This is a genomic window from Burkholderia sp. 567 (assembly GCF_040545115.1).
Taxonomy (GTDB): Bacteria; Pseudomonadota; Gammaproteobacteria; order Burkholderiales; family Burkholderiaceae; genus Burkholderia; species Burkholderia ambifaria.
In genome coordinates, this window is sequence record NZ_JBEPLG010000016.1 from 67371 (window position 1) to 82704 (window position 15334).

General features: G+C 67.8%; 14 protein-coding genes. 8 read left to right on the plus strand and 6 right to left on the minus strand.

What is annotated here, in order from left to right:
* Positions 1–27: 27 nt before the first annotated feature.
* Positions 28–1212, plus strand: a complete 1185-nt coding sequence (locus ABIC50_RS32105) for a M20 aminoacylase family protein (RefSeq protein ID WP_354168775.1) — start codon at positions 28–30, stop codon at positions 1210–1212.
* 66 nt (positions 1213–1278) lie between these two features.
* On the opposite strand, the gene ABIC50_RS32110 is transcribed toward ABIC50_RS32105, so the two are convergent.
* Complete coding sequence (locus ABIC50_RS32110; RefSeq protein ID WP_354168777.1) at positions 1279–1992, minus strand: GntR family transcriptional regulator; 714 nt, start codon at positions 1990–1992, stop codon at positions 1279–1281.
* A gap of 173 nt (positions 1993–2165) precedes the next feature.
* Between ABIC50_RS32110 and ABIC50_RS32115 the strand changes: the two genes are divergently transcribed.
* The 3 genes from ABIC50_RS32115 (at position 2166) to hydA (ending at position 5691) form a co-directional block, all read left to right on the plus strand.
* The gene (locus ABIC50_RS32115; RefSeq protein ID WP_166723259.1) at positions 2166–3464 is read left to right on the plus strand and encodes an MFS transporter; all 1299 of its coding nucleotides are present in this window, start codon (positions 2166–2168) and stop codon (positions 3462–3464) included.
* A 63-nt stretch (positions 3465–3527) separates the two neighbouring features.
* Entirely contained in the window at positions 3528–4256 is a 729-nt protein-coding gene (locus ABIC50_RS32120) for a maleate cis-trans isomerase family protein (protein WP_126226260.1), read from the plus strand.
* 10 nt (positions 4257–4266) lie between these two features.
* On the plus strand, positions 4267–5691 hold the full coding sequence (hydA, locus tag ABIC50_RS32125; RefSeq protein ID WP_354168778.1) for a dihydropyrimidinase: 1425 nt from the start codon (positions 4267–4269) through the stop codon (positions 5689–5691).
* Between the two features lie 107 nt (positions 5692–5798).
* Here hydA and ABIC50_RS32130 read toward each other — a convergent pair whose 3' ends face one another.
* Positions 5799–7157 carry an aspartate aminotransferase family protein gene (locus ABIC50_RS32130; RefSeq protein WP_354168780.1) on the minus strand — a complete coding sequence of 453 codons (1359 nt, stop codon included), beginning with the start codon at positions 7155–7157 and terminating at the stop codon, positions 5799–5801.
* Between the two features lie 469 nt (positions 7158–7626).
* Between ABIC50_RS32130 and ABIC50_RS32135 the strand changes: the two genes are divergently transcribed.
* Together ABIC50_RS32135 and ABIC50_RS32140 are read left to right on the plus strand one after the other, a co-directional pair.
* Positions 7627–8208, plus strand: a complete 582-nt coding sequence (locus ABIC50_RS32135; RefSeq protein ID WP_354168782.1) for a hypothetical protein — start codon at positions 7627–7629, stop codon at positions 8206–8208.
* A 264-nt stretch (positions 8209–8472) separates the two neighbouring features.
* Positions 8473–10470, plus strand: a complete 1998-nt coding sequence (locus tag ABIC50_RS32140; RefSeq protein WP_354168783.1) for a glycoside hydrolase family 28 protein — start codon at positions 8473–8475, stop codon at positions 10468–10470.
* Positions 10471–10522: 52 nt separating this feature from the next.
* Here the strand turns inward: ABIC50_RS32140 and ABIC50_RS32145 are convergent, their stop codons facing one another.
* From ABIC50_RS32145 to ABIC50_RS32155, 3 genes are all read right to left on the minus strand, one after another.
* The gene (locus ABIC50_RS32145; RefSeq protein ID WP_354168785.1) at positions 10523–11029 is read right to left on the minus strand and encodes a GNAT family N-acetyltransferase; all 507 of its coding nucleotides are present in this window, start codon (positions 11027–11029) and stop codon (positions 10523–10525) included.
* A 292-nt stretch (positions 11030–11321) separates the two neighbouring features.
* Positions 11322–11948 (minus strand): outer membrane lipoprotein, encoded by a 627-nt coding sequence (locus ABIC50_RS32150; protein WP_354168787.1) that lies wholly within the window; start codon positions 11946–11948, stop codon positions 11322–11324.
* Between the two features lie 205 nt (positions 11949–12153).
* Positions 12154–12390, minus strand: a complete 237-nt coding sequence (locus ABIC50_RS32155; RefSeq protein WP_354168788.1) for a hypothetical protein — start codon at positions 12388–12390, stop codon at positions 12154–12156.
* A 267-nt stretch (positions 12391–12657) separates the two neighbouring features.
* Between ABIC50_RS32155 and ABIC50_RS32160 the strand changes: the two genes are divergently transcribed.
* On the plus strand, positions 12658–13842 hold the full coding sequence (locus tag ABIC50_RS32160) for an amidohydrolase family protein (protein WP_354168790.1): 1185 nt from the start codon (positions 12658–12660) through the stop codon (positions 13840–13842).
* 64 nt (positions 13843–13906) lie between these two features.
* Positions 13907–14395: a nuclear transport factor 2 family protein gene (locus ABIC50_RS32165; RefSeq protein ID WP_175733867.1), complete on the plus strand. Its 489-nt coding sequence runs from the start codon at positions 13907–13909 to the stop codon at positions 14393–14395.
* A gap of 66 nt (positions 14396–14461) precedes the next feature.
* Here the strand turns inward: ABIC50_RS32165 and ABIC50_RS32170 are convergent, their stop codons facing one another.
* Positions 14462–15328 carry a LysR family transcriptional regulator gene (locus ABIC50_RS32170; RefSeq protein WP_012367100.1) on the minus strand — a complete coding sequence of 289 codons (867 nt, stop codon included), beginning with the start codon at positions 15326–15328 and terminating at the stop codon, positions 14462–14464.
* Between the last annotated feature and the right edge of the window lie 6 nt (positions 15329–15334).

The following is a 15334-nucleotide window of genomic DNA, read 5'->3' on the forward strand; positions in this document are numbered from 1 at the left end:
GATATGACGATCGACGAGGCAAGCACGATGGACGCAATCGACGCAACGGAAGAAAGCACGCTGCAGGGGCAGCTGAAGACCTGGCGCCGGCATCTGCACCAGCACCCGGAGACGGGTTTCGAGGAAGTGAACACGTCGGATTACGTCGCACGGATCCTGACGACGCTCGGGCTCGACGTGCATCGCGGGATCGGCGGCACGGGCGTCGTCGCGAACCTGACGGTCGGCACCGGCACGCGCGCGATCGGCATCCGCGCGGACATGGACGCGCTGAACATCGCCGAGCACGCGCCGGGCCGCGCACATGCGTCGCGCACGCCGGGCAAGATGCACGCGTGCGGGCACGACGGCCACATGTCGATGGTGCTCGGCGCCGCGCGGCTGCTGGCCGAGCGCCGGGGCTTCGACGGCACGGTGCGCTTCATTTTCCAGCCGGCCGAGGAGCATGGGCGCGGCGCGAAGGCGATGATGGCCGACGGCCTGTTCGAGCGCTTTCCGGTGGACGCGATCTTCGGTGCGCACAACATGCCGGGCATGCGCGCCGGCACGTTCTCGACGCGCGCGGGCGGCATCATGGCGAGCGAGGACAACTTCGTGATCCGGATCGACGGGCGCGGCACGCATGCGGCGCGCCCGCACATGGGCATCGATCCGATCGTGATCGGCGCGCAGATCGTGCTCGCGCTGCAGACGATCGTGTCGCGCAATCTCGATCCGGGCCAGCCGGCCGTGATCTCGTGCACGGAGTTCATCACCGACGGGCTGCGCAACGTGATTCCGTCGACGGTGACGATCAAGGGCGACACGCGCAGCTATTCGCGCGACGTGCAGGCGCTGCTGGAAACGCGGATGCGCGAGATCAGCGACGGAATCTGCCGCACGCACGGCGCGACCTGCACGTTCGAGTACACGCACGAGTTCGCGCCGACGGTGAATTCTCCGGAATGGGTCGACACGGCCGTGCAGGCCGCCGCGCAGGTCGCGGGCGCCGACGCGGTGAACGCAAACGTGCAGCCGATGATGATCTCGGAAGACTTCGGCGCGTTCTTGCAGGTGGTGCCGGGCAACTTCGTGTTCATCGGCAACGGAGAGGCGGCCGGGCACGGCGGCGTGCCGCTGCACAACGCGACGTACGATTTCAACGATGAGATTTTGTCGGTCGGCGCGCGCTATTTCGCGGAAGTGGCGCGGCGCGCGTTGAAGGCCGCGTAGCGCTCCGCCGGCGGGCCGTCACGCGGCCGGTTCGGTCGTGCGTTCGTACGTTCGTTCGGCAGGCGGCTACGCGCGGGCCGCACGCTTGCCGGGCGCGTCGGCGGTGCCGGTGCGATCGAGGATCGCCAGCACTTCGCGCGCGGTGTTCTCCGAATGGCTGCGCAGCACCTGCGGCAGCACCGCATGGTCGGGATCGGCGAGCGCGGCCATGATTTCCTCGTGCTCGTGCAGCGATTCGGCCCAGCGCAGCGTGTCGGCGTTCGCGGCGCCGCGCGCGCGGTGCACCTTCGACATCAGCGACGCATAGATGCCCGACAGCACCGGGTTGCCTGCCGCGTCGATGATCATCTGGTGGATCTGCTGGTTCAGCCGGAAATATTCGACCCGCTTGCCGGCCTCGTGGCACTCGACCATGCGCCGGTGCTTCGCCTGCAGCGCGGCGAGCGCGGACGCGCCGATGCGCTTGCGCAGCAACTCTCCCGCCATCGCCTCGAGCCCGTGCAGCAGCTCGAACGTCGAGACGAGATCGTCGACGTCGATCGACGCGACGCGATAGCCGATGTACTGGCGATGCGTGACGGCGCCTTCCGCGACGAGCACCTTCAGCGCCTCGCGCAGCGGCGTCTTCGACACGTCGAACGCGAGGCTCAGTTCCTTTTCGTCGATGCGCGCGCCGGGCGGCAATTCGCCCTCGTCGATCATCACGCGCAGGCGCGCGGCGATCTCCGCGGCCATGCCGCGGGTGCGCAGAAGGAGGGGATTGCGGGGTGTCTGGCTCATGATGGTGCGAGCTTATCACGATATCGGGGCTTACCCTGCACCATCGTATTGACAAAACAAATTCAATGAAACCAATCGTTTACGATGACTGTAATTATAAATTTCTAATCCTATACTTGGCTCAACGTTGCGCGACGTCCTGATCATTCCTCGTTCATCCCTGGAGCCCGTCCATGTCTTCAACCTCCGGTGTCGCTGCCATGACGGTCGGCAAGTCCGCCGTCCGCTGGAAGATATTCGTCGTCATGCTGAGCCTCATCGCGATCAACTACGTCGATCGCGCGTCGCTGTCCGTCGCCATGCCTTACATCTCGCAGGAGTTCCACATCGGGCCGGCGATGGAGGGTCTGATCCTCAGTTCGTTTTTCTGGACCTATGCGGTGATGCAGATCCCGGGCGGGATGCTGGCCGACCGGTTCAAGCCGCGCATCGTGATCGCGATGGCGACCGTGTTCTGGGGCTTCTTCCAGGCGATCGCCGCGCTGTGCACCAACGCACCGTCGCTCCTGCTCACGCGCCTCGGCCTCGGCGCGTCCGAAGCGCCGATCTACCCGGCCGGCGGCAAGCTCAACGCGATCTGGATGACGCAGACCGAGCGCGGCCGCGGCGCCACGCTGCTCGACGGCGGCGCGCCGCTCGGCGCGGCCCTGGGCGCGGTGTTGATTGCCGGCCTGATCGCGCTGCTCGGTTCGTGGCGGCTCGCGTTCGCGGTGGCCGGCGTCGGCACGGTGCTCGCCGGTTTCCTCGCGTGGTACTACATCCGTAATACGCCGCGCGAGCATCCGGGCGTCAACGACCTCGAAGCCGACTACATCGAGGCGTCGCACGCGAGCGATCTCGCGGCCGAGCCGGCCGGTGCGTCGGGCCGCTCGCGCGACTTCTTCAAGTACCGCTCGGTGTGGTGCATGTTCTTCGGCTGGATGTGCTTCAACAGCGTGTTCTACGGGCTGCTCACGTGGATGCCGAACTACCTGCACAAGGTGCACGGCTTCGACATCAAGCAGATGGGCGGCTCGACTTTCATCATCTTTTTCTGCGGCTTCATCGGCGAGCTGCTCGGCGGCTGGATCGCCGACAAGTGGAAAGCCGCGGGCGGCCGCCCGAACGTCGTGATGCGCACGCTGTTCGGCATCGCCGCGGTGATCGCGACGGTGTCGATCTTTTCCGTCGCCTATGTGAAGAGCCCGGTGGTGTGCGTCGCGCTGCTGTCGTCGACGCTGTTCTTCCTGCGCTGGTGCGGCCTGTACTGGTGCATCCCGTCGTCGCTCGGCACGCGCAACAAGATCGGCTTCCTCGGCGGCCTCATGAACCTCGGCGGCAACCTCGGCGGCGTCACCGTGCCGATCCTCGTCGGCGCGATCGTGCAGTTCACCGGTTCCTACTTCCTTGCGCTGATGGTGTTCGCGGCGGCCGGCGTCGGCCTGCTCGTGTGCTCCAGCGCGATCGACTACGAAAACAAGCTCCCGGTCTGACCGACCCCTTGACCGACCCTTTTCACCGCATTGATTGCATTCACTGGTAGAGAGAACCTCATCATGAAGAAACGTACCCTGCTCGGCATGCTCACGCCTTCCTCCAACACGTCGCTCGAGCCGCTGACGAGCGCGATGGTCGCCGGGCTGCCGGGCGTGTCCGCGCACTTCGCACGCTTTCCGGTCACCGAGATCTCGCTGACGGGCCAGGCGCTCGGCCAGTTCGACGACGACAAGATCATCCAGGCCGCGATGCTGCTCGCCGATGCGAAGGTCGACGTGATCGCGTGGAACGGCACGTCGTCCGGCTGGCTCGGCTTCGAGGCCGACGAGCGGCTGTGCGAGCGCATCACCGCAGCGACCGGCATTCCGGCCACGACCTCGGTGCTCGCGCTCAACGAGATCCTGAAGAAGACCCGCGCGCACGAGTTCGGCCTCGTCACGCCGTATCTCGACGACGTGCAGACGAAGATCGTCGACAACTACCGCCGCTCGGGCCTCGACTGCATTGCCGAGCGTCACCTGAACCTGAAGGTCAATTTCTCGTTCTCCGAAGTGACGGGCGACCAGATCGGCGCGATGGTGCGCGAAGTCGCGAAGGCCGGCCCGCGCGCGATCTCGATCTTCTGCACGAACCTGAACGCCGCGCACCTGGTGCCCGCGCTCGAGGAAGAGACGGGCATCCCGATCTACGACACGATCTCGACCGTCGTGTGGAAGTCGCTGCAGCTCGCCGACTACGACACGCGGCAAGTGAAGGGCTGGGGGCGTCTCTTCAGCGACGTGATCTGAGGCGCGCGTCATGTCGAACGATCTCGATTTCGTAATCCGTCACGCGGACGTCGTGACGGCGGCGGACCGGTTCTCGTGCGACATCGGCATCCGCGCGGGGCGCGTGGCCATGCTCGGCCACGGGCTGCCGCGCGCGCCGCGCGAGCTCGATGCGAGCGGGCTGCTCGTGATGCCGGGCGGTGTCGATGCGCACTGCCATCTCGACCAGCCGATGCCCGATGGGCTGAAGATGGCCGACGACTTCCTGACCGGCACGCGCTCCGCGCTGTGCGGCGGCACCACCACCGTGGTTCCGTTCGCCGCGCAGGCGAAGGGGCAGTCGCTGCAGGCGGCCGTCGACGACTATCACCGGCGCGCGCAAGGGCGCGCGCTGATCGACTACGGCTTTCACCTGATCGTCGCCGATCCGACGCCGCATGTGCTGGCCGAGGAGCTGCCGCGGCTGATCGCGAACGGCTATACGTCGTTCAAGGTGTACATGACCTACGACGACCTGAAGCTGAACGACCGGCAGATGCTCGACGTGCTGTCGGTCGCGCGCGAGCACGGCGCGCTCGTGATGGTGCATGCGGAGAACTCGGACTGCATCGGCTGGCTGACCGAGCGGCTGCTCGGCGACGGCCACGTCGCGCCGCATTTCCATGCGCATGCGCGGCCGGCCGTGGTCGAGCGCGAGGCGACGCATCGCGCGATCGCGTTCGCGGAACTCGTCGACGTGCCGATCCTGATCGTGCACGTGTCGGGTGCGGAAGCGATCGAGCAGATCCGCTGGGGGCAGTCGCGCGGGTTGCCGATCCTGGCCGAAACCTGCCCGCAGTACCTGTATCTGACGGCCGACGATCTCGGGCACGGCGGTCACGGCGGTCACGACGGCTACGAAGGCGCAAAGTGCGTGTGCAGTCCGCCGCCGCGCGACCCGGCGAACCAGCAGGCCGTGTGGAAGGCGCTGAAGCAGGGCGTGTTCTCGGTGTTTTCCTCGGACCATGCGCCGTTCAACTACGACGATCCGTGCGGCAAGCATCCGGGCGGCCATGCCGTATCGTTCGACCATATTCCGAACGGTATTCCGGGGCTCGAGACGCGCTTGCCGCTGCTGTTCGACGGCGTGCGCCAGGGGCGGCTATCGCTGCACCAGTTCGTCGAGCTGACGTCGCTGCGGCCTGCGAAGCTGTACGGGCTGTATCCGCGCAAGGGGACGATCGCGGTGGGCGCCGATGCGGATATCGTCGTATGGGATCCGGACAAGCGCGTGCGGATCGCGAATGCGTCGCTCCATCATGCGGTCGACTACACGCCGTATGAAGGGATCGAGGTGACGGGCTGGCCGCGTCATTGCCTGTCGCGTGGCGAGCTGCTCGTCGAGGACGGCCGGCTGCTCGCGGCGGAGCCGGGGCGCGGGCAATTCGTGCCGGCCGGCAAACCGTGTCTCGACTGATGTCACGGCAGGTGATGTGACGTTTCCCACGCGGGCGCTGTGCGACGAACGGGCGCGCTGGCGTCGGGCTCGCGCATGCCGGCGAGCCCGACGCGCCGCTCGTCACATCACGCCAGCTCGCCCAGACACGCGTCGAACTGCGCGATGAGCGTGTCGACGTCGTCGGCCGTCGTCTGCGGACACACGAGCATCATGTTGTGGAACGGCGTGATCAGCACGCCGCGGTTCAGCAGATACAGATGCACGATGTGCTCGAGCTCGCTGTCGAGCTGTTCGCCGGCGATCGTGCCGTTGCGCGGCGGCGTGGGCGTGAACTGGAACTCGGTGCGCGCGCCGATGCGTGTCACGCACCACGGCAGCCCGTGTTTCGCGATCGCCTGTTCGAGCCCGGTGGCGAGTCGCGCGGCCAGTTCGAACATGTGCGCATACGCGGCGTCGGTCGCGACTTCGGCGAGCGTCGCGCGCATCGCTCGCATCGCGAGCATGTTCGCGGTGAGCGTCGTACCGATCCCGGAATGGCCGGGCGGCGCGTTCAGCTTCGCCGCTTTCGCGCGTTCCGCGAATTCGGCGCTGAAACCGTACACCGCGCACGGCACGCCGCCGGCGATCGGCTTGCCGACCACCAGCGCGTCTGCCTCCAGGCCGTGCGCGGCCGCGTAGCCGCCCGGGCCGCTGCTGATCGTGTGCGTTTCGTCGATCACGAGCAGCGTGCCGTAGCGGCGCGTCAGCGCGCGCGCCGCGTCCCAGAAGCCCGGCTCCGGCAGCACCATCCCGATGTTCGTCATCGCGGGCTCCGCGAGCACGCATGCGACGTCGCCCGCCTTCAGCGCTGCTTCGAGCGCGTCGAGATCGTTGAACTCGACGACGCGCGTGTTCGCGAGCAGGTCGTAGGACTGTCCGAGCAGGCTGTCGCGCTGCGTCGGGCGGCCGTCGACGAGATCGACGAACACGTCGTCGACGGTCCCGTGATAGCAGCCGTTGAACACGACGATCGTGTTGCGGCCGGTGGCCGCGCGCGCCCAGCGCAGCACGAAGCGGTTCGCGTCGCTCGCGCTCAGCGCGAACTGCCAGACCGGCAGCCGGAAGCGGCGCGCGAGTTCGCGCGACACCCACGCGGCGTCCTCGCTCGGCAGCATCGTCGTGTAGCCGCGGGTCGCCTGGTCGGCGAGCGCGCGCGCGACCGGCTCGGGCGCATGGCCGAACATCGCGCCGGTGTCGCCGAGGCAGAAGTCCGCGTAGCGATGACCGTCGACGTCGGTGAAGGTCGCGCCGCGCGCCTCCTTCACGACGAGCGAGAACGGGGTCGACCAGTCCTGCATCCAGTGCAACGGCACGCCGAACAGCAGATGCTCGGCGGCTTCCGCGGACAACGCGCGGGAGATCGGCATGGCTTTGGTGAATGCACGGCGCTCGCGATCGAACAGCGCGCGGGCGCAGATGAGGTCGACTCCGTGTCGGGTACGCAAAGGCGGCTCCTGGGCTGTGAAGGTGGAGAAACGATAGCGCGGGCGGCGGGGGGCTGACCAGAGGCGGAATCACCGAGGCCACCGCGCGCGAAAGCGACAGGCTCGCGGCGTATTTTCTGGTTGATTTCGAGATTGCACAGGTAAATGGAAAGCCGGTAAAGCGTGCAGGTATTCATCGATTCTGGTGCGGCGTTTCGCGACCTATCGTGATGGTATGCCGCGGCGCGAGCCGTGCGCGGGATGCCGTCGTCGCTGAATGGGCAGGGCATCCGGCGCACGGTCGCGATCGCATGCGGACGATCCGACCGCATGCGCATGCGGCTGCGCGCACCGAATTCACCGGGGCATCGCGGGTTAATTTCGGGATAAGTGAATAGCGGATTTTCACGCAATGGCGGAATCGGGCGCGCCAAACGGGCCGGTTGTTTCGGCCATCGGGTTTCAACCATCCAGAAGGCGGAACGACACAATGAAGATCCACCTACAACTCGCGGCGCTTGTCGCGTGCGGTGCACTGACCGGCATCGCCGATGCAGGACCGACGTCGCCGCAAGCGGTCGTCAAGACGATCAAGCTGACCGCGCACATCGGCGACAGCCTGTTCGTGTCGAAACCGGACGATTCGGCATGGAACGACGTGGTCGAGCTGACCGCGATGGACCGCGCGCAGCGGAATTTCGGCGCGACGCTGCCGATCCGCGTACGGACGACGAGTCCCGATGTCCACGTCGTGCTGTTGCAGTCGCCGGGTGCGTTGAACGGCGCAGACGGTCCTGGCAGCGCAAAGGTCGCATTGACGAGCAATGCCGGCAACCCGGACATGGTGTCCAGTGCGGGCCGTACGATCACGCTGGTGAAGCGCGGACGCGACGGTTTCGACGGCTACGATGAAACGCATGACTTGCAGGTCAGCGCCCCCGCGCCCCTGGTGCGAGCAACCGCGGCACCGGCCGGCGCGCGTGAGCCGGGCAATCTCGTGCTGGTGTTCGAACCGGCCGCGTCGGCGGGGCGCGAGCCGGCAGAGGGGACCGTTTCAGCAGCTGGCAAGTAGCGCAGTCGCCCCGCTTGACCTCGTCGGGCGGGGCATTTTCACTGCAAGTTTGTGCGCATAAATATACGACGACATATCTCTTGCGTAGCCTACTAGAAATGTGAGTATGCGCTCACGTTCGCAAGGAGGCGCCGATCAAACAGGGTAAACGACAGATTCATCCGCGGCTCCGATCGCGTCTAGACTGCGCGATGTAGTACGACGACGTATGAATAGAGATCTGCCGTCCGGCGCATCGATCCCCCAACCATTGAAGGAGTGCTCATGGCCGCAAACCGTCGCCGTTCGTCTTCGTCTGTCCGATCGCCCGCGCCGCGGCGGGTATCGCGTCGCGACTTCATCGGCTGGACCGGCGCGCTCGCCGGCGGCGCCGTGGTCAGTGGACCACTCGCGGCCACCCGCGCGTTTGCGGCGGCAGGCACGTCGCCCAATGCGGCGGTCGACCTGATCTGGGGCGAGCACGGTGCGGCGGCGCGCATCGCGGCATCGCTGGCGCATGTGTCGCGCCTCGCGTTCCGCCGGCACGACTTCGACGTCACGCACTACGGCGCACGCGCGTGCGCGACCGTCGCGCAGCCGTCGCCGTACCCGGCGGCGAAATCTCCGGTCAGCCCCGGTTCCGAACTGACGACCGCGCCCGGCGCGTTCGACTCGCGTCCGGCGTTTCTCGCGGCGATCGACGCGTGCGTGCGCGCAGGCGGCGGCCGCGTGGTCGTGCCGCCCGGCAACTGGTACTGCGCGGGGCCGATCGTGCTGCAGAGCAACCTGAATTTCCACCTGAGCGCGAACTGCACGATCTACTTCAGCCCGCACCCGGCCGACTACGCGAAGGACGGCCCGGTCGACTGCGGCGCGAACGGCCGCCTGTACTACAGCCGCTGGCAGGCGAACGATTGCCTGAACTACGGCGCCCCCGTCTATGCGCGCAACGCGACGAACATCGCGCTGACCGGCGAAGGGCCGACGTCGGTGCTGAACGGCCAAGCGATGACGCCGTTCTCCGGCTCGGGCAGCAGCAGCGTGTGCTGGTGGACCTACAAGGGTTCGTCGGGTGCATACGGTGCGGGCCCGACGGTGCCGGCCCAGAACTATGCGAATCCGAACAACGTCGACCTGCGGATCGTCGCGCCCGCGATCCCCGACGCGCTCTATGCGCTGCTCACGTCGCCCGTCACGCCGTGGCAGCAGGATCAGAACTACCTGCCCGCGCTGTCCGAGGCCGGCGTGCCGGTCGAGAAGCGCATCTTCGGCCTCGGTCACTACCTGCGGCCGTGCATGGTCGAATTCATCGGCTGCACCAACGTGCTGATGGAGCACTACCAGACGCAGAACACGCCGTTCTGGCAGCACCATCCGACCGCGAGCCGCAACGTCGTGATGCGCGGCGTGACGACGAACAGCATCGGGCCGAACAACGACGGCTTCGATCCGGACGCGTGCACCGACGTGCTGTGCGAAGGCTGCACGTTCAACACCGGCGACGACTGCATCGCGATCAAGTCGGGCAAGGACCGCGACACGGAATACGGCCCCGCGAAGCGGCACCTGATCCGCGACTGCACGATGAACAGCGGGCACGGCGGCATCACGCTCGGCAGCGAGATGGGCGGCGGCGTCGAGCAGATCTACGCGACCAACCTGTCGATGCTGAACGCGAACTGGCAGACCAACCCGCTGAACATCGCGATTCGCGTGAAGACGAACATGAACCGGGGCGGCTACGTGAAGGACTTCCACGTGAAGGGCGTCACGCTGCCGAACGGCGTGACGCTGAAGGGCGGCGGCTACGGCGGCGCGCTGCTCGCGGGCAGCCCGGTCAACGCGAGCGTGCCGCTCGGCGTGGCGACGCCGTCGGCTGGCAATCCGTCGGCCGCGCAGGGCGGCATCGTCACGTTCGACTGCGATTACCAGCCCGCGAACGACGCCGTGCGCACGCGGCCGCCGGTCGTGCAGAACGTGACGATCTCCGACGTGAAGGCGAGCAACGTGACGCTGAACGGCGTGACCGCGTCGTGCTTCCAGGCGATCGTCGCGCAGGGGCCGGTCGCGTTCGACTACAACGGCACGCCGCCGACGCCGGCCGTGCAGCCGATCTCGGGCGTGACGATCAGCAACTGCGACTTCGGCACGCCGGTCGCGTCGGGCACGCCGACCGTCACGTCGCCGGGGCCGATCTACGCGTTCAACGTGAGCGCGATGACGCTGACGAACGTGACGATCGCTGGGCAGGCCGTCAACATGACGGTCACCGATACGCGGTGAGGGAACGCGCGAGCACGCGTTCGCGTGCGGCCGGACGAGGCACGCGGCCGCGTTACGCCAGCGTCTTGACCATATGGTGCTCGTCGTAGAAGCGGCCGTCGATGAACAGCGCGCGCGGTTCCGTGCCGAAGCGGACGAACCCTTGCGACGCGTACAGGCGTTCGGCGGTGCCGTTGACCTCGTTGACGCACAGCATCAGTTGGCTGCATTGCCACGCTTGCGCCGCATGCGCGGTCGCACTGTCGAGCAGCGATTGCGCGATGCCGCGCCCGCGATACGCGGGATCGACGAACACGCCCCAGATCAGCGCCTTGTGCGCGACCTTCACCCGTGGATCGCGACGCACGCCCGTGATGCCGACGAGCGTTGCGCCGTCGAATGCGCCGAACACGGCCTGCACGCCGCTCGGCGTGATGCGCGTCGCGAATTCGTCGACCGTGATGCCGGCTTCTTCGTCGCGGGTCGGCAGGAACGAGGTCGGCGACGTGTCGATTGCGCGCAGGCGCACGGACTGGAACTGCGCCGCATCGGCGGCGTCGAGCAGGCGGATCGTGATCATCGGATGCGGTTCTTGTTGGGGTGTCGGAATCTGCTGCGCGATGCGCGGCAGGGCATCGACAATGCTAAGCGCAAACGGGTGGCTCGCGCGAGTATTGGCGATGTGCGGGAGCTGACGGTGACGTGTCTGCGCGGCAAGCGTGCTGCGCTGACAGAAGGAAGGAGATGAAGGGAAGTGCGCGCGTCGTAGCGCCGCGGCGGCGCGCGGCGTCGAGTAAGGCGATGCGCGCAATCTGCGCAATGCGCCTGATGCGCGCGATGCGCCCGATCAGGTCAGGCGCATGCGGTCTGGATCAATAACGCGACAGCTGATTGCCGTTGATCTGCACGCGATCGCCCGGGCGCAGGTCGCCGGGCGACTGCACGTCGAACGAGCGCGTCGAGCCGTCGCTGATCCGCACGTCGATCCGGTAGCTGCTCGGCGGTTGGGCCGCGCCCATCTGCTGGCCGATCTGGTTGCCGGCGACGGCGCCGCCCAGCGCGCCGATCACGGTCGCCGCCTCGCGGCCGTGGCCGCGGCCGAACTGGTTGCCCAGCACGCCACCGACCAGCGCACCGACGACGGTGCCGGCCACGCCCGACGTGCCGACCGAGCCGCTGACCGGCTGGATGTTCGCGACCGTGCCGTATTGCGTGCCGTATTGCGCACCGTAGCCGTTGCCGTACTGGCCGCCGTAAGGCTGCGGGTTGCCGTATTGGTCGTACTGCGGCGCTTGGTTCGGATAAGCCGGCTGCTGCGGCTGTACGTAGCCGGGCTGCGAATACGCGGGCTGTGCGTAGCCGGGCGTCGCATATTGCTGCTGCGGATAGCCGGGTTGCGCACCGTAGTAGCCGGGTGCGACGCAGGCGGTCAGCGGAAGCGCCGCCACGGCGACGAGCGAGGCGAACAGAACGGTCTTGGTGGAAGGCATGTGCATCATGATGATTCCTGCATCGGCAACGTGTTCGCCGACGAATTCCGGGACGGGTGGCGAACTCGCCGTGAGTATAAGTAATGGGTGGATGCGCGTCCGGTGCGGCCGGGTAACAACGTGTAAAGTCTGTTGCCGGGCAACTCGACGGCACGGCGCGGCGTTGAAGTGGGCGCCCGGGACGGCGCGACGCGGCCTCCGGGCGCCGCTATTCCTATGACGTGGCGCGATGTGCGACGGTCGGCTTTTCTTCTGTTTGCATCGCTTCGACCGCTTCGACCGCTGCGACAATTTTCACCGCTTCCGCCGCTTCCGCCGCTTCCGCCGCTTCCGCCGCTTCCGCCGCTTCCGCCGCTTCCGCCGCTTCCGCCGCTTCCGCCGCTTCCGCCGCTTCGACCGCTTCGACCGCTTCGACCGCTTCGACCGCTTCCACCGCTTCCACCGCTTCCACCGCGATCCCGCCCCATCGTCGCGCCCGGCCAGCAAGATATGCGCGCCGCGCATCGCGAAATCGAATGCGCGGCATCGCGACATTTAATTGGTCTATGGCGGCCCCGTCCGATATCGTGACCGCATTCCCTGCGACCGTTCGCGCCGCGCAGACTGCGGTTGCTTCCCCTGTCCGCGCCGGCGCTGCGTTTCACGCGATAACGACTGACTGCCGTCATGCTGCGTGCATCGTGACGGTCCTGCACCGACCGACCACACCGGAACCGACATGACGAACCTGCTGATCCGCAACGTCCGCACGCACGCCGACGAAGCGCTCGACATCCTGATCGAAGGCGAGCGCATCGCGCGCGTCGGCCCGTCGCTCGACGCGCCCGCGGGCTGCGCGATCGAGGACGGCGCGCACGCGCTCGCGCTGCCCGGCCTCGTCGAAGGCCACACGCATCTCGACAAGACCCACTGGGGCATGCCGTGGTATCGCAACGCGGTGGGGCCGCGCCTCGTCGACCGCATCGAGAACGAGCGCCACTACCGCGCGACGAGCGGTCACGATGCGGGCGCCGCGTCGCTCGCGCTGGCGCGCGCATTCCTCGCGGCCGGCACGACGCGCATCCGTACGCATGTCGACGTCGACACCGACGCCGGGCTGCGGCATCTACACGGCGTGCTCGCGACGCGCGACACGCTGCGCGGCCAGGTGGACATCCAGATCGTCGCGTTTCCGCAGTCGGGCGTGCTCAAGCGGCCCGGCACCGCCGCGCTGCTGTCCGACGCGCTCGGCGCGGGCGCCGACCTGCTCGGCGGCCTCGACCCGTGCGCGATCGAAGGCGATCCGGTCGAAGCGGTGGACGTGCTGTTCGGCATCGCCGAGCGCCACGGCCGCGGGCTCGACCTGCACCTGCACGAGCGCGGGTCGATGGGCGCGTACTCGCTCGACCTGATCCTGCAGCGCACGGCCGCGCTCGGCATGCAGGGCAAGGTCACGATCAGCCACGGCTTCTGCCTCGGCGACGTTGCCGACCGCGAGCGCGACGCGCTGCTCGCGCGGATGGCCGAACTCGGCGTCGCGATCGTCACGACCGCGCCGGCCGCGGTGCCGGTGCCGTCGGTCGTCGCCTGCCGCGCGGCCGGCGTGACCGTCATCGGCGGCAACGACGGCGTGCGCGATACGTGGACGCCGTACGGTTCACCCGACATGCTGGAACGCGCGATGCTGATCGGCATGCGCAACGATTTCCGCCGCGACGACGCGCTCGAAGTCGCACTCGATTGCGTAACGCACAGCGCGGCGCGCGGTTGCGGCTTCGCCGATTACGGGCTGGAGGCGGGCAAGCGTGCGGACGTCGTGCTCGTCGATGCGCTGACGTTCGCCGAGGCCGTCGTCGCGCGGCCGACGCGCCGGCTCGTCGTGTCGTCGGGGCGGATCGTCGCGCGCGACGGCGTGCTGGTCTGAGCGCGGTGCCGCATCGCGCCGGGTATGATCGGGCTCTTTCAGCCTGATCCCGCGGGAGACGACGATGCGACGCACACGCACGATGGCGGCACGGGCCGCGCGATGGACGCGCTGGATGGCCGCGGCGACGTTCGCGGTGACGGCCGCGCATGCGGCGGCGGCCGGACCGGATCAAGCGCAGCAGGAAGCGAATCGCCGCACGGTGCTGGCGTTCTACGAGAAAGGCCTGAACGAGAAGGATGCCGATGCCGCGCTCGCGTATGTCGGCGACCAGTACGTGCAGCACAACCCGAACGCGGCCGACGGCCGCGACGGTTTCCGCAAGTTCGTCGCGTTCCTGCGCGACAAATATCCGCAGTCGCACAGCGAGATCAAGCGCGCGTTCGTCGACGGCGACTACGTGATCCTGCACGTGCATGCGGTGCGCGAGCCCGGCACGCGCGGCAGCGCGATCATGGACATCTTCCGGCTGGAGCACGGCAAGCTCGTCGAGCACTGGGACGTGAACCAGCCGGTGCCGGAGCATGCGGCGAACGGGAACACGATGTTCTGACGAGCGCGGGCTTCCCCGGTTACGCCGGTGCTCCGTCGCAGCCGCTCCGTATCGCGACGGCCGCGCTTATTCCGGCTCGTGTTCCAGCATCGCCGCGAGCGCCTTCGTCAGTTCGCTGACCATCGGATCGGCCGTCGGCCGATGCAGGATCGCGATGTCCATGTTCTCGATCGGCGCGAAGCCGCCGTGCTCGTCGGTCAGCACCACGTGGTCGTCGGTGACCGCGCGCGCGGGCAGCACGCTGATGCCGAGCCCGTCCGCGACGGCCGCCTGGATGCCGCTCAGGCTCGACGTCGTGAAGCTGATCCGCCAGCGGCGGCCGCGCTCCTCGATCGCCTTGATCATGTCGTCGCGATAGAGTCCGCGCGGCGGAAACACGACGAGCGGCACCGGGTCGAGTTCGATCGTCGGATGCCGCGCGCTGTCGATCCAGCGCAGCTTCTCCGGCCAGCGCACCACCGCCTCGCGGCTGTCGCGCCGCTGCTTGATCAGCACGAGATCGAGTTCGCCGCGATCGTAGGCCGCGCAGATGTCGCGGCTCAGTCCGCACGTCACTTCGAGTTTCACCTGCGGATGATCGCGCTTGAACGCGGCGAGCGCATGGGTCGTGCGGCCCGCCGCGAAATCGTCGGGCACGCCGAGCCGGATCGTGAGCGCGACGGTCGCGCCCGACAGCGCTTCCAGCATCTCGTCGTTCAGCGCAATCATGCGGCGCGCGTAGCTGAGCACCGTCACGCCGGCGTCGGTCGGCCGCACGTCGCGCGTGCCGCGGTCGAGCAGGCGATGCCCGGCGATCTCCTCGAGCCGCCGCACCTTCTGGCTAACCGTCGACTGCGTCGAATGCAGGCGCGCGGACGCGGTCGTGAAGCTGCCGCAATCGGCGACCATCACGAGTGCGCGCAACAGGTCGAGGTCGAACAAAGGTCGATTCATTTCTGC

Excerpts from the sequence above, each read along its gene's own strand:
- ABIC50_RS32160 (WP_354168790.1), top strand. The coding sequence starts at position 12,658 with ATGACGAACCTGCTGATCCGCAACGTCCGCACGCACGCCGACGAAGCG.
- ABIC50_RS32165 (WP_175733867.1), top strand. The coding sequence starts at position 13,907 with ATGCGACGCACACGCACGATGGCGGCACGGGCCGCGCGATGGACGCGC.
- ABIC50_RS32170 (WP_012367100.1), bottom strand. The coding sequence starts at position 15,328 with ATGAATCGACCTTTGTTCGACCTCGACCTGTTGCGCGCACTCGTGATG.
- ABIC50_RS32110 (WP_354168777.1), bottom strand. The coding sequence starts at position 1,992 with ATGAGCCAGACACCCCGCAATCCCCTCCTTCTGCGCACCCGCGGCATG.
- ABIC50_RS32150 (WP_354168787.1), bottom strand. The coding sequence starts at position 11,948 with ATGATGCACATGCCTTCCACCAAGACCGTTCTGTTCGCCTCGCTCGTC.
- ABIC50_RS32120 (WP_126226260.1), top strand. The coding sequence starts at position 3,528 with ATGAAGAAACGTACCCTGCTCGGCATGCTCACGCCTTCCTCCAACACG.
- ABIC50_RS32105 (WP_354168775.1), top strand. The coding sequence starts at position 28 with ATGGACGCAATCGACGCAACGGAAGAAAGCACGCTGCAGGGGCAGCTG.
- hydA (WP_354168778.1), top strand. The coding sequence starts at position 4,267 with ATGTCGAACGATCTCGATTTCGTAATCCGTCACGCGGACGTCGTGACG.
- ABIC50_RS32135 (WP_354168782.1), top strand. The coding sequence starts at position 7,627 with ATGAAGATCCACCTACAACTCGCGGCGCTTGTCGCGTGCGGTGCACTG.
- ABIC50_RS32145 (WP_354168785.1), bottom strand. The coding sequence starts at position 11,029 with ATGATCACGATCCGCCTGCTCGACGCCGCCGATGCGGCGCAGTTCCAG.
- ABIC50_RS32140 (WP_354168783.1), top strand. The coding sequence starts at position 8,473 with ATGGCCGCAAACCGTCGCCGTTCGTCTTCGTCTGTCCGATCGCCCGCG.
- ABIC50_RS32115 (WP_166723259.1), top strand. The coding sequence starts at position 2,166 with ATGTCTTCAACCTCCGGTGTCGCTGCCATGACGGTCGGCAAGTCCGCC.